Source organism: Alteromonas sp. McT4-15, assembly GCF_020515205.1.
In the GTDB taxonomy this organism is placed as follows: domain Bacteria; phylum Pseudomonadota; class Gammaproteobacteria; order Enterobacterales; family Alteromonadaceae; genus Alteromonas.
The window spans coordinates 25310-44486 of record NZ_JAJALG010000020.1; the positions used below are offsets into that span (position 1 = coordinate 25310).

Consider the following 19177-nt stretch of genomic DNA (forward strand, 5'->3'; position numbering starts at 1 on the left):
ATTCCTTATTCGATTGTATTCAGCATTTTTACGATGTTTACTGCATCAGCAGTCTCGGCAACATCGTGTACGCGAATGATATGTGCGCCCATTTGGGCAACAATTGTAGCGAGGCTTATGCTTCCAGCCAAGCGCTCATCTACTTTTCTGTTAAGAAGATTGCCGATCATAGACTTTCGTGACATGCCGACTAACACCGGATAGCCCAGTTCCATAATTTCTGGCAAATGTTTTACTAATGCATAATTGTGCTCAAGTGACTTACCAAAGCCATAACCCGGGTCAAGTAACACCCGTTCTTTTACAATCCCTTTAGCTTCACACGCTTTAACGCGTTCGCTTAAAAAGGCGCTTACATCTGCGACAACATCATTGTAACTTGGATTGTTTTGCATTGTGCGTGGCTGACCTTGCATGTGCATCAAACATACAGGCACTTTCGCATTTGCTGCGGCTTCAAGTGCATTAGGTTCTTGAAGTGCACGAACATCGTTTATCAGGCCCGCCCCCGCTTTTACCGCTTCAGTCATCACTTGAGCTTTGCTTGTATCAATAGAAATTACGCAGTCGCTATTACGCGCTACGGCTTCAATAACGGGAATTGTTCTATCTAACTCCTCTTGCAACGAAACGTCTGGCGCACCCGGTCGCGTAGACTCACCACCAATGTCGATGAAGGTTGCGCCCTGCTCAACCATTTCAAGCGCGCGCTTCAGCGCTTTTTCAACAGAAGCATGTTTACCACCATCTGAAAAAGAGTCAGGAGTGACATTCAATATGCCCATTACGTGGGGCTGAGAAAGACTAATAAAATGATTACCGAACTGCATGATAGGCTCATCGTTAAAAAAGTGGCTCAGGTAGAATACCGATGTTCAAACTAAGAAAGTCAAAGAACGTGGTTTCACTAGGTGTAGTCTACCTAATTCAGTACAAATAAAAAACGCCAGATAAACTGGCGTTTTTCACTATTTAAATGTGGTTAGCTTGGAATATCTCCAGGCTTACCTACAGACGGCTTATCAACGCCATCATTTTTAATCTCACCTTCGCGAACAGGTGCACCACCACTTGGTTTACCGCCGTCAGAAGGTCTGCTGTCGTCCCAATCTGCAGGAGGACGTACGTCAGTGCGATTCATTAAATCGTCGATTTGTTTAGCATCAATGGTTTCGTACTTCATCAGTGCGTCTTTCATTGAATGCAAGATATCGATGTTTTCTTCAAGGATCTTCTGAGCACGGTCATAGTTACGGTCAATTAAAGACTTAATTTCCGCATCAATGGCACGCGCTGTGTCATCAGACATATTTGTTGCCTTTGACATAGATTTACCAAGGAAAACTTCACCTTCATCTTCAGCGTAAAGCATTGGACCCATTTTACTCGATAAGCCCCACTGCGTTACCATCTTGCGCGCAATTTCAGTTGCACGTTCAATATCGTTAGACGCTCCGGTAGTTACTTTATCGTCACCATAAATAATGGCTTCAGCAATACGGCCACCAAACAAACTAGAGATCATACTTTCTAAGTGCTGTTTAGAGTGACTTACGCGGTCCTGCTCAGGCAAATACATGGTAACACCTAACGCGCGACCACGAGGGATAATAGATACCTTATAAACAGGGTCATGCTCTGGCACTAAACGACCCACAATAGCGTGACCCGCTTCGTGATACGCTGTCATTTCTTTTTCAGGCTCAGACATGACCATAGACTTACGCTCAGAGCCCATCATGATTTTGTCTTTGGCTTTTTCAAACTCTTCCATAGAAACAAGACGTTTGTTACCGCGAGCAGCAAACAATGCAGCCTCGTTTACAAGGTTCGCTAAGTCTGCACCAGAGAAACCTGGTGTACCACGGGCAATAACTGAAGGTTCTACGTTTTCAGCCACTGGCACCTTGCGAATGTGCACCTTAAGGATTTGTTCACGACCGCGAATGTCTGGCAAACCTACCACTACCTGACGGTCAAAACGACCCGGACGTAGTAATGCAGGGTCAAGGACATCTGGACGGTTTGTCGCAGCAATAACGATAATACCTTCGTGACCTTCGAAGCCATCCATTTCAACTAGCATTTGGTTAAGGGTTTGCTCACGCTCATCGTGACCACCACCTAAACCTGCGCCACGCTGACGGCCTACCGCGTCAATCTCATCGATGAAAATGATACATGGGGCTGCTTTCTTTGCTTGTTCGAACATGTCACGCACACGCGATGCACCAACACCAACGAACATTTCGACAAAGTCAGAACCTGAGATGGTAAAGAAAGGCACTTTTGCTTCACCAGCAATTGCTTTTGCAAGTAGGGTTTTACCTGTACCAGGAGGCCCCACCATTAATACGCCTTTCGGGATCTTACCGCCAAGTTTTTGGAACTTAGATGGGTCGCGCAAGAAATCTACCAGTTCAGACACGTCTTCTTTCGCTTCGTCACAACCAGCGACATCAGCAAATGTTGTCTTAATTTGATCTTCACCCAGTAAGCGCGCTTTGCTCTTACCAAATGACATTGCACCACGGCCACCACCGCCTTGCATTTGACGCATGAAGAAAATCCACACACCAATAAGCAACAACATGGGGAACCATGAAATAAAAATAGATGTAAGAAGAGACTGCTCTTCAGGTGGTTCGCCGTACACTCTTACGTCATTCTTAACCAAGTCAGAAATCAACTTGTCGTCGAAGTAAGGTACGAAAGTTTGAAAAGTGTCGCCTGAACGCTTTGTACCGCGAATTTCGCCATTATTATTGATGCGAACTTCACGAATATTTCCCTGTTCTGCTTCTCTCAAAAACGTTGTGTAGTCGGTTTGTGAACGAGCTGATTCACTAGGTGAAAAGCTCTGAAAAACCGACATTAAAACAACGGCGATGACTAACCATAAGATTAAATTTTTTGCCATATCGCTCAATGCTACTAACCTCTATAAACCCGAACTGCTGGGATATTCAACACTTTGATTATTGAACAACCAAACTCGTTCGCAACGAAAACCGCTTATCCCAAAGCCTACTACACTTTATACCCACAAGCCACCAAATACACCTCACGAGAACGTGATCTGGACGAGTCTGGCTTGCGTGTCTTTATGGTGGTAAAAGATTGTTTAAGTGCGTTCATGTACTCAACAAAACCCTCACCTTGAAAGACTTTTATAACAAAAGCCCCTCCTGGTTTTAATACTTGATGACACATATCGAGCGCGAGTTCACATAGATACATCGAGCGCGATTGGTCAACAGAAGCATTACCCGCTAAATTTGGTGCCATATCAGACAACACTATATCTACGGTGTTCCCACCGATTCTGTTCAATAGTGCTTCGAGAACGGCATCTTCTCGAAAATCACCTTGCAGAAAGTCTACGCCAACTATAGGGTCCATGGGCAATATATCGCATGCGATAACTTGACCATTGTCACCAACCAGTTGTGCAGCCAGCTGAGACCAGCCACCAGGCGCAGCCCCAAGGTCCACAAGTGTCATACCGGGTTTTATAAGCTTATCTTTTTTCTGGATTTCTTCCAGTTTGTAGATAGCTCGCGAGCGCCAACCTTCCTTCTGTGCTTTTTGCACATAATGGTCGCTGACGTGTTCTTGTAACCAGCGTTTACTACTGGCAGAGTGTTTCTTTTTTGTCATTCCAATACAATGTCATTAGGATTGTAAACGAGATGGCGTTAGAATACGTTATTTCAAGCATAAACTAACAGATTAATTGTAAGAATTATTACTTCATGAAACTTTCAAATAAACAGAAACAATTTCTTAAAGGCCTTGCACACCCACTGAAACCCGTTGTGCAACTAGGCGCAAACGGCCTTACAGAAGGGGTAGTAGCAGAAATTGACAACGCCCTTAACCATCACGAATTAATTAAAGTTAAGGTGCCAACCGATGATCGCGAAGAGAAAGCGCTAATCATGGATGCCATCGTTCGTGAAACAAACTCAGTTAAGCTTCAGGTTATCGGCCACACGCTGATAATCTATCGTCAAAGCGAAGACTGTAAAATTCAGTTGCCAAAATAGTTACTCATTAGGTGTCGATAACCTGCGGCACCGTAGTGTTTCTTCTTACTTCCCGTTAACATCACATTAATAAAGTGAATACTACGGGAGTAAGAATTAACTATGACGCTAACCAACCTTACCGCTATTGTAACAGGCGGATGCTCTGGACTTGGTCATGCCACTGCAATTGCACTTCGCGATGCAGGCGCCAAGGTGAGTCTTTTTGATTTAAATGAAGAGCTAGGCGCACAGCGCGTTGAAGAACTAGGCAAAGACTACACACTTTTCACAAAAGTTGATGTGCGCGACGAACAACAAGTTCAAAACGCAATCGACGCTACAACAGCGGCATTTGGCACAATCTCATTGGTCGTCAACTGTGCCGGTATAGCGCCCGCCAAGCGTTTATTAGATCGCGAAGGCAAGCCTGCCCCACTTGGCGACTTTCAAAAAACCATCGATATTAATTTAGTTGGTAGCTTCAACGTAGCCCGTTTAGTTGCAGCAACAATGGCTAAGCAATCGCCCATTAACGACGAAGGTGAGCGCGGTCTTATTATCAATACGGCATCAGTTGCGGGATACGAAGGGCAAATTGGCCAAACTGCATATGCGGCAAGCAAAGGGGGAATAATCGGTCTTACGCTTCCCATGGCCCGCGATCTAGCGCCCCTTGGTATTAGAGTGAACACGATAGCACCTGGGGTAATGGGCACGCCTATGCTATTAGCGATGCCAGAAAAAGTGCAAGATGCACTATCTGCCAATGTTCAATTTCCAAAACGCTTAGGCTTCCCTGAAGAATTTGCGAAACTCGTTATTCACATGGCCAACAACAGCTATTTAAATGGCGAAACCATTCGTTTAGACGGTGGCCTGCGCATGCCGCCTAAATAAATGTTAAGCGGTACGTATGATGGGGAGCACACTGTTCCCCCTTATTATTTCACAGCCCAAAAAAGACCAAAGAATAAAAACGCTTAAATGTCGGGACATTTCCCTCCCGTTTTGAGACGTTTAAAGCCTTATAATACCTTTTTCTTTATCATATACCCTCGTGTGCGCTCTTTGATTGTCTTTTGCTGAATATAATGCTTTATCAGCTTTTAATAATTGCGCAGCAATAACATCTGACTCTGTCAGTTCATCTTTTTCTAGTACCGCTCCACCAATGCTTACGGTTAATGGATTACCATTTGGAAGTACAATGGCTGAGATAGCATTATGTAGTCTGTCGCTGAAAGACTTGATCGATCCAATATTCGTGTTATACAGAACAATCAAAAACTCTTCTCCGCCCCATCTGGCAACCACATCCGTTTCACGCACGTGCTTAAGGAGTAGGTTAGAAAGTTCTAGCAAAACCTTATCTCCCTCATCGTGTCCAAAGGAGTCGTTAATATTTTTGAAAAAATCGATATCTAAAAGCAGAAATGATAAAGGGAAAAAAGCTCGAGATGATTGGGTTATTAATACATTTATGTCGTCTTTTGCTGCTCGACGATTCAGCAATGGCGTTAGTGAATCTTTTCGACTAAGCGCTGTTAACTCTTCCGTCTTTTTTTCAAGCAGATCTCTTGCTTCTAGTAATTCCTGATAAAGTTTATCTCGCTCTTCGGCTACATAGATAGCCCAGTACACGATATTGTCTGAAATTGTTAAATTCGCCACAGCGGGAACACGCCTTCCCCCTTCAGAAATCAGCGTAATTTGAACTTCTAAATACTTTCCGTTAGCGAGAATAATGGGTTTTATGTAACTTTCATAAAAAATTAAGCTGGCTCTAGACACAATATTGGTTATTTTCGCCTCAACAGGCTTTTCCAAACCAAGGTATTTGTGCGCAAATGGGTTCAACCAGATAATTTTCGTGGTTTCAATATCTGACTTTATCAATAAACAGGGAAAATCTTCCTCTACCCACTCACTCAACTAACAAACTCCATTACGATTGAAGAAACTGTGGCGGGATTCGTCATATGCAAACAATGCCCATACGCATCAACAATTTTTAGCTGGGAGTGTGGAATTATTTTATTCATGTACTCTCCCACAGCGGTAGAAGCTAGATTATCGTGTTTGCTTTGTACAATTAGTGTGGGAAGGGTAAGCTTAGAAAGCATAGCCCTGTCGTCAGCGAAAAACGTGGCTTTGGCAAAGGGCTTTGCATAGTTAGGATCAGTGGAGCAAAAACTAGACTCAAGTTCTTGAGTTAGTGCGACATCGTTGTCTTGCCCCATAACGAGAGGTGCCAAGTAGTTCGCCCACCCCACATAGTTTTTGTCCATCAAATTAATTAATTCTTCTAAATCTTCTTTGTCGAAGCCACCTTCATATTCAGGAGGAAAATTAAGAAAGCAAGGAGAGGGACATATCATAGCAAGCTTTAAAAAAACGTGAGGAGACTGAATGGCGGCATGCATGCCAATCATACTGCTTACAGAGTGACCAACAAAAATTACATCATCTAAGCTTAATGCCTCGCAGATATCCAGTACATCTTGCGCGTAACCATTTAACGTTGAATAACGCTGTTTGTTATAAGCTGAATAGTCAGAGGAACCGCACCCCACATAATCGAATAAAATAACTTTATACTGCGTATCGAGGTACGGTATCAGGTGGCGCCACATTTTCTGGTCACAGCCAAAACCGTGAGCGAGCATTATTACCTTATCGCCTGAACCATGAATCGTGACATTATTTCTTGCCTCTACACTATGAGGATATTGCATAGTATTACCTCAAAACCTTCTACGTTCGCAAAATGAACATAGCGAACAAGACGACGATAATCGCCGCTGTTATTCTTCTAGTTACTTTAAACTTAGCACGAATACCTCAAAGGAAAGGTAAATATTTCATTTATTCGCCATCGCCACCATTCACAATTAACGCAATGTTATATAGCCGATTTACTGCATGGTAGTTGATAGAGTTTTTAGGGTAGCGCCCCTTAGAGCTAATTTTACCCGCTTCCTGTTCCATCAAAATAGTTAACGCATCGTCAACCGTTTCAACGGTGTAGATATGAAACAGCCCTTTCTTAACGGCATCGACTACGGTTGTATCTAGCACTAAATTGATCGCATTTGATTTGGGAATAATGACCCCTTGCGTACCGGTTAATCCGCGATGCTGACAAAGGTCAAAAAAGCCCTCTATTTTTTCGTTTACGCCTCCAACAGCTTGAACCTCGCCGTATTGGTTTATCGATCCAGTGATAGCCAGTGTTTGTAGGCAAGGGATTTCAGTAAGTGCTGAGATGAGTGCGACCAATTCACCTAACGACGCACTATCACCATCGATGTGACCGTACGACTGTTCAAGGGCAATGTTTGCTGAAAGCGTAAGCGGAAAGTGTTGCGCATACTTGTTGCCCAAATAGCCGTTTAGCAACATAACGCCTTTTGAGTGAATTGGCTGGCCAAGTTCCACCTCGCGCTCAATATCCACAACACCGCTCGCGCCAGCGAACACGGTAGATGTAATACGTGCAGGTGTACCAAAGGCTGTATCGCCAATATCTAATACCGTTAGGCCATTTACCTTACCGACCGCTTTCCCTTCAGTGGCAATAAGCACATGACCTTCTTTAATATCGTTAAGTAACGTCTGACTTACCCTGCCCGTGCGACGCTTCTTCGCGCTTAGCGCCGTTTTAAGATGATCGAGCTCCAACATTTGCGCATTGGATTTCTGGCAAAAGTAAAATGCCTCGTTCACAAGTTCAATCACTTCAGCAAAATGCGCAGACAGTTTTTCTTTGTGCTCTGCCATTCTTAATGAGTATTCTACTAAACGACACATGGCATTTGCGGTTATGCCCTCTAGGCCCAACGTATGCAGGTGCGCTCTGACTTTGCCCACAAAATCAAATAACGCTTGTCTCGTCACCGGAATTTCTAAATCAAAATCAACCAGTACCCGAAAAAGCTCATCAAATTCATCATCGTAGTCTTGTAGCGTGTAATACAAGTCTCGCGATCCAAGCAGCACTATCTTCACATTTAAATCGATAGGTTGCGGGTTCAGCGTAATGTTATTCACCATACCCACGTCTTGTTGAGGCAAATCCATGCGTAAGCGCGTAGACTTTATCGCCAGCTTTAAGGCGTCCCATACATACGGTTGTTCTATAAGTTGGTCAACATCAAGCAGCAAATAGCCACCATTAGCACGGTGCAATGCCCCAGCTTGAATCATGCGATAGTTAGTGAAAACGCTACCGTGAATATTGGTGTACTCAATTTTGCCAAACAGATTTTGGTAAGTAGGGTTAGGCTCATAAATAACAGGCGCAGCATCATCAAGTTTGTTTGATACAAGCACATTGGGAAGAAATTGTTCTTCTAGGAAGATCTTTTTATCAAAGTCGTCGCTTTTTTCTTCTTTTTGCTCTTCACTATGGATAACTAACACGGCATTGACTAAAGCTGTTTTTAGTTGCTTTAAAAATTTCATCACACCAAGGTCTGACGAATACTTGTGCTCGAGTACCTTGATAAGTGGCTTTATACCCTGCTCTGCCGTTGTTTTGTCTAATTCACGCAGTCGCTCTGAATTTTCACGTTTCCACGTAGGTAAGCTCAACAAATTTTCGCTAAGCCTGTTTTCAAGTTCATCTATCAGCGCATAGAAACTTTCTCGTTCACTGTCGCTTAAACTGGCAAAATCGTTATCGCTTATTGGTTTACCGTCAACAATTGGCGAAAACGTGATTGAGCCACCTTCCTCATACAGCGCCACATTATTTGCTTGCGCATAACGCTCTACAGCATCGATAGCAGCATCGTATCTTTGTTCAAATTCACGCGATATCGATGTGCGCCTGCGTTGGTAACCCGGATTATCAAAAGCAATGGGTAAGGAGTCCAACACATCATCAATCAACGCTGCCATATCTTTATGAAATGCCTTGCCACTGCCCGGAGGGAAACGCAATACAATGGGTTCGCGCTCTTCATCAAAGTTATTGATGTAGCACCAATCGTCCGGTGCCGGCAATTGAGCCACTTGACGCTCAATATAATCTTTTACTAGCGTGAATCGACCTGTGGCGGGTTCGCCCATCACATAAAGGTTGTAACCTTTTGTATTAATACCTAAGCCAAAGGTTAGCGCCTCGCGCGCGCGCTCTTGTCCAATAAAAGTGGCATTCAGTGCTTCGTTGTCTTTCAACGCACTGTTGATGGCTCGGCGATTTATGGTAGGCGTTAATGCGTCAACGTCTAACGCGTACAAGGTAGTGTCTACAGACATGCTTTTCTATCGTTGTTGCTTTAAAGTAAGTGAACCCCTAATTAACAATTGTGTCAAACGCTTATCCTTCATATCCCACTTTATTGCACTCAACTGCGCAAGAATCGAGCACAACTTGTTACTAAAGGTCAAAGCGCTATGGTGATTAACGTTAAATCCCACTAGTATGGAAAAGCAACGTTTTACGAATAACTCACTAACAATAAAAAAAGGATTGCAAACTATGACAACACCAGACTTTACTTCTCAACTCATCGCGCGCCGTGCCTCTTGCAGTCCAACATTCTTGAAATCGGCCGTTTTACGCTCGGTACTGGTAGCTCCATTATTCCTAGCCTGTAATAGCAATGTCCATGCTGACGTCAAATTTGCTACTGAAACAGGTTTCTCTATCACTAATGTGAGCGAGAGCAGCGCGCCTATTGAGGCGGTGTATTCACATTTTGTGCAGCACATTGACATGTGGTGGCCTAAAGATCATACCTGGTGGAAAGGTACACTTAGCATTGATGAGCGCGCAGGCGGCTGCTTTTGTGAAACGAAAGACAACGCAAGTGCCCAGCACATGCAGGTAAGCTACATAGAACCCAACAAAAAAGTTGTAATGACCGGTGGGTTGGGCCCACTACAGGAAATGGGGATGTTCGGCGCGCTGACTTGGCAGTTCGATGAGCAAGAAAACGGTGAAGGAACAAAAGTGACTCTCACATACACCGCGTCAGGGCATATTCATTTTAACGGCAAACCCGCATCATTAGACGAAGCAAAGGGTTTGGTAAAGGTTGTAGACCAAGTCCAGGCACAACAACTCAGCGCCTTAACGTCATTTAGTGACAAAAACTAAGCCGACACACGCAAACATGGTTACTTTTCCAGCAACTAACAATAAAAATGTCCTAACCTAGTGTTAAGCTATTGAGGCATGGCTTCGCGCTGGGGTATTCTAATGGGCTATGTATATGTTCAATCGAGTCATTGCGCCAACATTTCAGCATAAAATGCTGCAAAGTGCTTAAAGACCATCGATATAAAAACGTTTTAACTCTTAATGCGGAAGCCTAAGTTTCATGGCCGATAATCAGTACAACCCTAAAGATATAGAACAACGCGTTCAGCAATACTGGGAAGACAATCAATCTTTCAAAGCAAATGATGAAGAAGGCAAAGAGAAATTTTATTGCCTGTCGATGTTCCCTTACCCAAGTGGCCGTCTCCATATGGGTCACGTGCGCAACTACACTATCGGCGATGTAATTAGCCGCTTCCAGCGCATGCAGGGTAAAAACGTGATGCAACCTATGGGTTGGGATGCTTTTGGCCTACCGGCAGAAAATGCTGCAATTAATAACAATACTGCACCTGCCAAATGGACGTATTCAAATATTGATTACATGAAGAACCAGCTTCGTTCTTTGGGTTTTGGTTATGATTGGGACCGTGAGGTTACTACCTGTAAATCAGACTACTACCGCTGGGAACAATGGTTCTTTACCCGTTTGTACGAGAAAGGTCTTGTTTACAAGAAAAATTCTACGGTTAACTGGGATCCTGTTGACCAAACTGTACTTGCAAACGAACAGGTTATCGACGGTCGTGGTTGGCGTTCGGGAGCCCTCGTTGAACAGAAAGAAATTCCGCAATGGTTTATCAAAATCACTGACTATGCTGAAGAGTTGTTAAAAGACTTAGAACAGCTTGAAGAGTGGCCCGATCAAGTGCGTGCCATGCAGGCAAATTGGATTGGTCGTTCTGAAGGTGTAGAAATTACTTTTAACCTTTCAGCACCGGTCAATGATATCAATGACTTGACGGTATACACTACTCGCCCAGACACCTTCTATGGTGTTACGTATGTAGCGGTTGCTGCACAGCACCCACTGGCTGAATTTGCGGCGCAGTCGAATCCAGATCTTGCGGCTTTTATCGAAGAATGCAAAAACACCAAAGTTGCAGAAGCTGAACTTGCAACAATGGAGAAAAAAGGCTGTGCGACTGGTTTTGAAGTTGTTCACCCGCTTACTGGCGAAACATTACCAATCTGGGTAGCCAACTTCGTACTAATGGATTATGGCTCTGGTGCAGTTATGGCTGTTCCTGGACACGACCAACGCGACTGGGAATTTGCGACAAAGTACGATTTACCTATTAAACAGGTTATTGCACCTGTACCGGGTGATGAAGACAAGTGTGATCTAACCTCTTCTGCCTATACGGAGAAAGGTAGCCTAATTAATTCTGATAAGTTTGATGGCGCAGATTTTGATGCGGCATTCAACGGTATTGCCGACGAGCTTGAAGGTAAAGGTTGTGGTAAGCGCAAAGTGAACTATCGCTTACGCGACTGGGGTGTAAGCCGTCAGCGTTACTGGGGTGCACCTATTCCAATGCTTAATTTGGAAAACGGTGAGTCAGTACCTGTTCCGGCAGATCAGCTACCTGTTGTGTTGCCAGAAGACGTAGAAATGGACGGTGTTACTTCGCCAATCAAAGCTGACCCTGAGTGGGCAAAGACCACGTACAACGGTGAAGCTGCGCTTCGCGAGACTGATACCTTCGATACGTTCATGGAGTCGTCTTGGTATTATGCACGCTATGCCTGTGCAACAAATAACGATGCGATGCTTGATCCGAAATCAGCTAACTATTGGTTGCCGGTTGACCAATACATCGGCGGTATTGAGCACGCTATCTTGCACTTGTTGTATTCGCGTTTCTTCCACAAACTCCTTCGCGATGAAGGTCTTGTGAACTCAGATGAGCCATTTAAGCGCTTATTGTGTCAAGGCATGGTACTAGCAGATTCGTATTATCGTGAAGACGCTTCTGGTAAGAAAACATGGTACTCACCGACCGAAGTCAGTACTGAAAAAGATGACAAAGGTCGCATTGTAAAAGCGTGGCTAACTGCCGACGGTGAAGAAGTTATTCACGGCGGCATGACAAAAATGTCAAAGTCAAAGAATAACGGTATTGACCCACAAGAGGTTATCGACCAATACGGTGCCGACACAGTGCGTCTATTTACTATGTTTGCAGCGCCACCAGAGCAAACGCTTGAGTGGGTTGACTCAGGTGTTGAAGGGGCAAACCGCTTCTTGCGTCGTATTTGGAAACTTGTTACTGAACATGTTGAAAAAGGCGCGCCTGTAGCGCTTGACGTTAAAGCGCTGTCAAAAGACCAGCAAGCACTACGTCGAGAAGTACACAAGACTATTGAAAAAGTGTCAGATGACCTTGGTCGTCGACAAACTTTCAATACTGCAGTAGCAGCAATTATGGAGTTATTGAACCATCTTCAAAAAGCGCCACAAGAAGACGAGCAAGACGTTGCAATTATGCGTGAAGCCGTAGAGTCAGTATTATTGCTTCTTAACCCAATTACTCCTCACATTGCCCATGAGCTTTGGAAAGTGCTTGGCCATGAACAAGACATTGATGTGGCACCTTGGCCAACAGCTGACAAAGCTGCGCTAGTAGAAGATGAAAAACTCATCATTGTACAAGTGAATGGCAAAGTGCGTGCAAAAATGACTATTGCAGCGGATGCCTCAAAAGAAGCCATTGAGGAAGCGGCAAAAGGCCAACAAAATGTACAACAATTTATTGATGGGAAAACGATCCGCAAGGTAATCGTTGTACCTGGCAAGCTTGTTAATATTGTAGCGAACTAGGTAAAACGGCATGAAAAAGTACTTTCAAATAGCGATTGTTTTGATTGGCCCGCTGTTAGTTGCAAGCTGTGGCTTTCACTTGCGTAGTGGCCCAAGCTTGCCTAACGACATCAACACGGTTGCTATTGAAAGTGCGAGAGCACACGCGCCGCTGGCGCGTGCGCTGGATGACAGCCTTAATGTTTACGGCTTAAAAGGTGTCCCACAAGGCACTCGTGATTTGGGTCAAAATATCCATATTTATCTGTTGCCCGAGCAATTAGAGCGCCAGCTACTCTCAGTCTACCCTTCTGGACAAGTTGCCGAATACGAGCTTATCTATATCGTGCGCTACCGTGTCCAATTCCCAGATAAAGAGCCTCTGATGGCACAGTTTGAAGTGGTGCGCGATTATCAAGACGACCCAGACCAAGTACTCGCTAAATCGCGAGAGCTTGAATTGATGCTTGATGAAATGCGTAACGAAGCGGCTGATATCATAGTAAGACGACTTTCAAGCCAAGCTGTAGCGGCACAAGACGCTCAGTAAAACGGCTATGCAAATCTACCCCAATCAGTTTTCTCAAGATATCAAAAAGGGCTTACGTCCCTGCTACTTGGTTTTTGGTGACGAGCCTCAACAAAAGTTTGATGTAATTGAGCAAATTCGTGCAACAGCAAAAGCCAATGGATTTGAAGAGCGCACTGTACTTGTTGCAGAAACTGGATTTTCTTGGAATCAGTTAATTGAAGCAACGCAAAGCATGTCGCTGTTCTCTAGCCAACAATTTATTGAACTAGAACTACCAACGGGAAAACCCGGCACGGAAGGTAGCAAAATGCTTCAAGAAGTTGCCGCATCACTCAACCCCGATATATTGCTGTTGGTCCACGGCCCTAAAATTGGCAAAGATGTTCAACGTGGAAAGTGGTTTAAAGTTCTCGACGACCTAGGTGTATCCGTGCTCTGCTATCCTCTAGAAGGTAAGCAGCTAAATACGTGGATAAACCAACAACTCCAGTCTCATCAATTAAGCGTCACACCTGCTGGTGTTAAAATGATTTCTGATTTTTGCGAGGGCAATATGCTCGCCGCAAAACAAGAGATTGATAAGTTAGCGCTGTTGTACCCCAATCAATCAGTCTCTGAGGCGCAGATTGAGCAAGCCATGGTGGATCAATCCCGCTATAACGTGTTCCAGTTAGTTGACGTTATGCTAAACGGTGAGAGCACGCGCTGTATCAAAATGCTATATCGACTAGAAAGTGAAGGGTTAGAACCCAACATCGTAATTTGGGCTCTAATACGCGAGTGGGAACAACTATGGAAGTTGAAGTCGGCGCTTTTCAATCGCGAGCCCATACAGTGGCAAAAGTTTGGGATATGGCGCAATAGACAAGGTTTTTATCAAAACGCGTTAAACCGACTAAGTCTTGAGCAGTTAGAAGAAATCCAACACGCACTGACTAAGGCTGACCACGCTTTTAAACAAAATGTGATTGCACGGCCTTACATTGAGCTTTGCCATTTGTGCATGATGTTTATGGGAATTGATCTTCGCGCTGTGCCCTATTTGGAAGCCTAGCAGTGACGAGTTCAGCCCGTTGCACTCCCGTTAAAGCTATTTTAGGCGGCACGTTCAATCCACCTCATATGGGGCATATTAATGCGGCACTTAGTGCAGCAAGTGAATTAGGTATTGAGACCGTACATCTTATGCCAAGTAAAGTGCCCCCGCATAAGCCTGTTGAAGTATCAGAAGACCATCGCGTGCGCATGATAGAACTTTGTTGTGAGGGACAATCTCGTCTTGTACCAGAGCTCATAGAATTATCACTGCCTTCTCCATCGTACACGGTCAAAACACTTAGCAAGCTTAAAGAAAAATCAGAACACACAATCTGTTTTTTCATTGGTGCGGATTCCCTGTATAATCTCAACAAATGGTTCGAGTGGGACCAATTGTTAAACTACTGCCACCTTGTGGTAATGCGACGCGATGGCGAAAGCTTTACGCCAGGTAGTGAAATAAGGAATTGGCTGAACAAGCATGTTACACAAGACATGAGTGTAATTAACAAGCAATCTCACGGTGCAGTAATACTGATAAATACCCCACTCTATCCCGTTTCATCCACTGATATTCGTAACGCATTGTGTGTAAGTAAAAGCAGCGACTCGACGCATGCCATATCCATGATTAATGAATGGGTTCCTCGTCGGGTGCTAGACTACATTAATGCGAACCAGTTATATAAAAGTTAAGTAAGTGAGGAAAACTCTTGGAGAGTCAACAGCTCAAACAGTTTGTTAAAGACAAAATTGACGATATGAAAGCACGCGATGTCATTGAATTAGATGTTCGCGGCAAATCTACCATCACTGATACTATGATCATTTGCTCTGGTAACTCAAAGCGTCATGTTTCATCTATTGCTGAGAATGTAATGGTTGAAGCAAAGAATGCGGGGCACGCGCCAAGCAGCGTGGAAGGTAAAGAGACCGGTGAATGGGTATTAGTTGATTTCGGTGATGTTATTTTGCATGTTATGCAAGATGAAACACGTGACTTCTACCAACTAGAAAAGTTGTGGTCTTAATAGCCAACGAGTAAATATTTTTGTAACGTCTTTAAACGGCTGGATATCGCAAGATATTCAGCCGTTTAAAAGTGAATAAGCAGTAAGGGAAAGCGCAGTGCGTATACAAATTGTCGCCGTTGGTACTAAGATGCCCGCTTGGGTTAATACGGGAGTCGACGAATTTATTCGACGCTTTCCAAGCGACATGCCAGTAAGCTTTACCGAAATACCAGCAGGGAAACGCGGCAAAAACGCTGATATCAAGCGTATTTTAGAAAAAGAAGGCGAGCTGATGCTGGCGGCAATTCCTAAAGGGAACCGAATTGTAACGTTAGAAGTTAAAGGGAAGCCGTGGGATACCCCTACTCTTGCCAAACAGCTAGACAATTGGAAGATGGACGGACGAGACGTTAGTTTACTTATCGGCGGTCCAGAAGGCCTAGCCCCAGAATGCATTGCGGCTTCTGAACAAAAATGGTCGCTTTCCGCTTTAACATTACCTCACCCACTTGTGCGTATTATTCTCACCGAGAGTTTATACCGCGCGTGGTCTGTTACCCAAAATCATCCATACCATCGCGAATAGCGCGTAAACTGGACTATGCAAAGAACGTCAATGCACCGAAAACGCCAAGCAATTCGCGACCACTCTGCTGAAGCGAACTTGTTTGCTCGAAGAGCAACAATTGCGTTTATCATTGTAATTGCCATGCTGGGTATAGTGCTCAACAACCTGCATTCATTGCAGGTGACACAATATGAAGACTATCAAACCCGCAGCAATGGCAACCGCATCAAAGTGCTACCGGTTGCGCCCAATCGCGGTTTAATTTACGACAGAAACGGTATTTTACTGGCCGAAAACCGTCCCGTGTTTAGCCTTGAGATTATCCCAGAACAGGTTGAAGACATTGACGCCACATTAGCGCAACTCACGCAGTTAATGGGTATAACAAGTGACGAGATTGAACGCTTCCAATCAACCTTGAAAGGCACTCGTCGTTTTAAGCCTGTGGCACTACGTACACAGTTAAGCGAAGAAGACGTTGCGCTTTTCTCTGCCAGTAAACACAAATTCCCAGGCGTTCAAATAGAAGCGCGTCTTGCTCGCTATTACCCTTATAAAGAAACCCTTACCCACGCGTTAGGTTATGTTGCTCGCATTAATAAGCGAGACCTACAAAAGTTAGTAGAAGCAGGCCTTGAAGACAATTACGCTGCAACTCATGACATCGGTAAGCTAGGTATTGAGAAATACCACGAAGAAATACTGCACGGTAAAGTGGGTTACCAACAAGTAGAAGTAAATAATCAGGGGCGAATAATACGCGTTCTCAACGTTGAACCACCAACGCCAGGCAAAGACATTGTTTTAAACCTTGACCTTGAGTTACAGCTTGAAGCTCAACGTATTATAGAAGGCATTCGGGGCGCCATTGTGGTCACCGATGTAAAAACAGGTGGTGTATTAGCACTGTATTCAAATCCAAGTTACGACCCCAATTTGTTTGTTCACGGAATAAGTAGCAAGAATTATTCTGCTCTATTAAATTCTCCTGACAGACCACTTATCAACAGAGCAACACAAGGGCAATATCCGCCCGCGTCAACGGTCAAGCCTCATTTGGGCTTACTTGGTCTTGAAGAAGGCACAATAACTGCCGACTATACCATTAATGATACAGGTCGCTACCGGTTGCCCAATGTTAATCACGTATGGCGCGACTGGCGCAGTTGGGGCCATGGTAAAGTTAATGTATCTAAGGCTATTGAAGTATCGTGCGACACGTTTTATTACGAACTGGCTTATAAATTAGGAATCGACAAAATCAGTGAAGCCATGTACGAATTCGGTTTTGGTGACTTTACGGGAATAGATTTGTATGAAGAGTCTGATGCCAACATGCCCAGTCGCGGATGGAAACGTGCTCGCTTTAATCAGCCCTGGTATATCGGAGATACAATTCCTGTAGGAATCGGTCAAAGCTTTTGGACAACCACCCCTATTCAGTTAAATCATTCAGTGAATGCACTGATTAACCGTGGTGAACGCTATATACCTCAAATTATTCGAGGTTACATGAATGTAGATAGCTCAGTAGATCTTATTCCCCTTAAATCGTTACGTCCCATTGAAATTAAAAACGAAGAGAACTTAGACGTTATTCTAAACGCTATGCACGATGTAGTGAGCGGTGAAGAAGGTGGTGCGCGACACGCATTTGCTGATACAAATTACGATTCAGCAGGTAAGACAGGTACGGCGCAGTTGTTCTCTGTTGGGCAAAACGAAAAATACGACGCCACTAAAATTGACGAGCGTTTACGTGACAATGCTATGTACGTAGGTTTTGCTCCATTTAACGACCCTGAAATATCGGTAACGGTAGTGCTTGAAAACGTGGGTGGCGGTAGTAAAAATGCCGCCCCTGTTGCCAGACAGATTATGGACTTCTACTTTAGAGATCGCGTCTTCGAGACGGTGACTAACGATACCGACATAGCACAAAATCAGGTAAATACGACCCAACCATGAAACGGACCACGCTAAACCCAAACAAAATAAGCTTTCTTCAGCGCATTCACATTGACGGATGGCTGTTGGTTGGCCTACTGGTACTAAGTGGCGTTGGTCTATTCACGCTATACTCTGCGTCAGGGCAAGATATGGGGCAAATGCAGCGCCAGTTTATCCGCTTGGGCTTGAGCTTTTTTGTTATGTTAGTGCTAGCCCAACTCCCTCCTGGATTCTATCGACGCCTTTCCACTTATGCTTATATAGTGGGCTTACTGATGCTGGTAGCGGTACTACTTTTTGGCGACATGGGTAAAGGTGCCCAGCGTTGGTTAGACTTGGGGTTTGTGCGCTTTCAACCTTCTGAACTAATGAAGCTTGCTGTACCTATGATGGTAGCCTGGTATATTAGCAAGTACACCATGCCGCCCAACACTACACATATTGTAGTGGGTTTCGCTCTTGTTGTTATGCCCACAATTCTTATTGCCAAACAGCCCGATTTAGGTACGTCTTTGCTTATTGCAAGCTCAGGAATTTTTGCCATTTTTCTTGCCGGGATGAGTTGGCGACTGATTTCAATTGTCGGCGCTATGGTGGGCGCTTTTGCGCCGGTAATGTGGTTTTTCCTTATGAAGGATTATCAAAAACAACGTGTGTTGACGTTTTTAAATCCAGAAAGCGACCCGCTTGGATCTGGCTACCACATCATTCAATCTAAAATAGCCATCGGCTCGGGTGGCGTAGACGGGAAAGGATGGCTTCAGGGAACCCAATCACAATTAGAGTTTTTACCTGAACGTCATACCGATTTTATCTTTTCGGTCTTCAGTGAAGAATTTGGGTTAACTGGTGTTGTTGGTCTTCTCGCTATCTACGTTTTTATCATTTTACGTGGCCTAATTATTTCCAGCCGCGCACAGGATGCTTACGCCAAATTATTAGGTGGCAGTATTACCCTAACGTTTTTTGTATACGTCTTTGTAAACATGGGAATGGTATCTGGCTTGTTACCCGTGGTAGGCGTACCTTTACCTCTTGTAAGTTATGGTGGCACCTCTATGGTGACTTTGATGGCAGGTTTTGGCATTCTTATGTCAATTGCCACACAGAAAAGGCTGATGTCCCGGTAACAC

At 44.3% G+C, this 19177-nt stretch carries 17 protein-coding genes; 11 read left to right on the forward strand and 6 right to left on the reverse strand.

Going from position 1 to position 19177, the window contains the following annotated elements; all coding sequences use genetic code 11:
• Positions 1–5 precede the first annotated feature (5 nt).
• The 3 genes from folP to rlmE all read right to left on the reverse strand — a co-directional run bounded on the left by folP (position 6) and on the right by rlmE (position 3660).
• Complete coding sequence (gene folP, locus LHL20_RS13910) at positions 6–830, reverse strand: dihydropteroate synthase (RefSeq protein ID WP_202261617.1); 825 nt, start codon at positions 828–830, stop codon at positions 6–8.
• 152 nt (positions 831–982) lie between these two features.
• A complete protein-coding gene (gene ftsH, locus LHL20_RS13915) occupies positions 983–2929 on the reverse strand; it encodes an ATP-dependent zinc metalloprotease FtsH (RefSeq protein WP_159625742.1) in 1947 nt (648 codons plus the stop codon).
• A 101-nt stretch (positions 2930–3030) separates the two neighbouring features.
• On the reverse strand, positions 3031–3660 hold the full coding sequence (gene rlmE / locus LHL20_RS13920; RefSeq protein WP_202261618.1) for a 23S rRNA (uridine(2552)-2'-O)-methyltransferase RlmE: 630 nt from the start codon (positions 3658–3660) through the stop codon (positions 3031–3033).
• Between the two features lie 95 nt (positions 3661–3755).
• On the opposite strand from rlmE, the gene yhbY reads away from it, so the two are divergent.
• Positions 3756–4049 carry a ribosome assembly RNA-binding protein YhbY gene (gene yhbY / locus LHL20_RS13925; RefSeq protein ID WP_159625746.1) on the forward strand — a complete coding sequence of 98 codons (294 nt, stop codon included), beginning with the start codon at positions 3756–3758 and terminating at the stop codon, positions 4047–4049.
• A gap of 102 nt (positions 4050–4151) precedes the next feature.
• Positions 4152–4928, forward strand: a complete 777-nt coding sequence (locus LHL20_RS13930) for a 3-hydroxyacyl-CoA dehydrogenase (protein ID WP_226433725.1) — start codon at positions 4152–4154, stop codon at positions 4926–4928.
• 120 nt (positions 4929–5048) lie between these two features.
• Here the strand turns inward: LHL20_RS13930 and LHL20_RS13935 are convergent, their stop codons facing one another.
• The 3 genes from LHL20_RS13935 to LHL20_RS13945 all read right to left on the reverse strand — a co-directional run bounded on the left by LHL20_RS13935 (position 5049) and on the right by LHL20_RS13945 (position 9293).
• The gene (locus tag LHL20_RS13935) at positions 5049–5963 is read right to left on the reverse strand and encodes a GGDEF domain-containing protein (RefSeq protein ID WP_226433726.1); all 915 of its coding nucleotides are present in this window, start codon (positions 5961–5963) and stop codon (positions 5049–5051) included.
• On the reverse strand, positions 5960–6766 hold the full coding sequence (locus tag LHL20_RS13940) for an alpha/beta fold hydrolase (protein WP_226433727.1): 807 nt from the start codon (positions 6764–6766) through the stop codon (positions 5960–5962). Before LHL20_RS13940 ends, LHL20_RS13935 begins: the two co-directional genes overlap by 4 nt.
• Before the next feature lie 130 nt (positions 6767–6896).
• Positions 6897–9293: a Lon protease family protein gene (locus LHL20_RS13945; protein WP_226433728.1), complete on the reverse strand. Its 2397-nt coding sequence runs from the start codon at positions 9291–9293 to the stop codon at positions 6897–6899.
• 223 nt (positions 9294–9516) lie between these two features.
• Here LHL20_RS13945 and LHL20_RS13950 point away from each other — a divergent pair, with 223 nt between their 5' ends.
• The 9 genes from LHL20_RS13950 to rodA all read left to right on the forward strand — a co-directional run bounded on the left by LHL20_RS13950 (position 9517) and on the right by rodA (position 19174).
• Positions 9517–10137: an SRPBCC family protein gene (locus tag LHL20_RS13950; RefSeq protein WP_226433729.1), complete on the forward strand. Its 621-nt coding sequence runs from the start codon at positions 9517–9519 to the stop codon at positions 10135–10137.
• A gap of 223 nt (positions 10138–10360) precedes the next feature.
• A complete protein-coding gene (gene leuS, locus LHL20_RS13955) occupies positions 10361–12964 on the forward strand; it encodes a leucine--tRNA ligase (protein ID WP_226433730.1) in 2604 nt (867 codons plus the stop codon).
• 10 nt (positions 12965–12974) lie between these two features.
• Positions 12975–13493, forward strand: a complete 519-nt coding sequence (locus tag LHL20_RS13960) for an LPS-assembly lipoprotein LptE (RefSeq protein WP_226433731.1) — start codon at positions 12975–12977, stop codon at positions 13491–13493.
• Between the two features lie 7 nt (positions 13494–13500).
• On the forward strand, positions 13501–14529 hold the full coding sequence (gene holA / locus LHL20_RS13965; protein ID WP_226433732.1) for a DNA polymerase III subunit delta: 1029 nt from the start codon (positions 13501–13503) through the stop codon (positions 14527–14529).
• A 2-nt stretch (positions 14530–14531) separates the two neighbouring features.
• The gene (gene nadD / locus LHL20_RS13970) at positions 14532–15209 is read left to right on the forward strand and encodes a nicotinate (nicotinamide) nucleotide adenylyltransferase (protein ID WP_226433733.1); all 678 of its coding nucleotides are present in this window, start codon (positions 14532–14534) and stop codon (positions 15207–15209) included.
• Positions 15210–15226: 17 nt separating this feature from the next.
• Entirely contained in the window at positions 15227–15544 is a 318-nt protein-coding gene (gene rsfS, locus LHL20_RS13975) for a ribosome silencing factor (protein ID WP_159625763.1), read from the forward strand.
• 97 nt (positions 15545–15641) lie between these two features.
• The gene (gene rlmH / locus LHL20_RS13980; RefSeq protein ID WP_226433734.1) at positions 15642–16112 is read left to right on the forward strand and encodes a 23S rRNA (pseudouridine(1915)-N(3))-methyltransferase RlmH; all 471 of its coding nucleotides are present in this window, start codon (positions 15642–15644) and stop codon (positions 16110–16112) included.
• A 30-nt stretch (positions 16113–16142) separates the two neighbouring features.
• The gene (gene mrdA, locus LHL20_RS13985; protein WP_226433735.1) at positions 16143–18062 is read left to right on the forward strand and encodes a penicillin-binding protein 2; all 1920 of its coding nucleotides are present in this window, start codon (positions 16143–16145) and stop codon (positions 18060–18062) included.
• The gene (gene rodA / locus LHL20_RS13990) at positions 18059–19174 is read left to right on the forward strand and encodes a rod shape-determining protein RodA (RefSeq protein WP_226433736.1); all 1116 of its coding nucleotides are present in this window, start codon (positions 18059–18061) and stop codon (positions 19172–19174) included. The genes mrdA and rodA overlap by 4 nt, the downstream gene beginning before the upstream one ends.
• Positions 19175–19177: the final 3 nt, after the last annotated feature.

Coding starts and splice junctions, on each gene's coding strand:
- LHL20_RS13950 (WP_226433729.1), top strand. CDS start 9,517: ATGACAACACCAGACTTTACTTCTCAACTCATCGCGCGCCGTGCCTCT.
- yhbY (WP_159625746.1), top strand. CDS start 3,756: ATGAAACTTTCAAATAAACAGAAACAATTTCTTAAAGGCCTTGCACAC.
- rlmE (WP_202261618.1), bottom strand. CDS start 3,660: ATGACAAAAAAGAAACACTCTGCCAGTAGTAAACGCTGGTTACAAGAA.
- leuS (WP_226433730.1), top strand. CDS start 10,361: ATGGCCGATAATCAGTACAACCCTAAAGATATAGAACAACGCGTTCAG.
- LHL20_RS13960 (WP_226433731.1), top strand. CDS start 12,975: ATGAAAAAGTACTTTCAAATAGCGATTGTTTTGATTGGCCCGCTGTTA.
- mrdA (WP_226433735.1), top strand. CDS start 16,143: ATGCACCGAAAACGCCAAGCAATTCGCGACCACTCTGCTGAAGCGAAC.
- folP (WP_202261617.1), bottom strand. CDS start 830: ATGCAGTTCGGTAATCATTTTATTAGTCTTTCTCAGCCCCACGTAATG.
- rodA (WP_226433736.1), top strand. CDS start 18,059: ATGAAACGGACCACGCTAAACCCAAACAAAATAAGCTTTCTTCAGCGC.
- LHL20_RS13930 (WP_226433725.1), top strand. CDS start 4,152: ATGACGCTAACCAACCTTACCGCTATTGTAACAGGCGGATGCTCTGGA.
- LHL20_RS13945 (WP_226433728.1), bottom strand. CDS start 9,293: ATGTCTGTAGACACTACCTTGTACGCGTTAGACGTTGACGCATTAACG.
- holA (WP_226433732.1), top strand. CDS start 13,501: ATGCAAATCTACCCCAATCAGTTTTCTCAAGATATCAAAAAGGGCTTA.
- LHL20_RS13940 (WP_226433727.1), bottom strand. CDS start 6,766: ATGCAATATCCTCATAGTGTAGAGGCAAGAAATAATGTCACGATTCAT.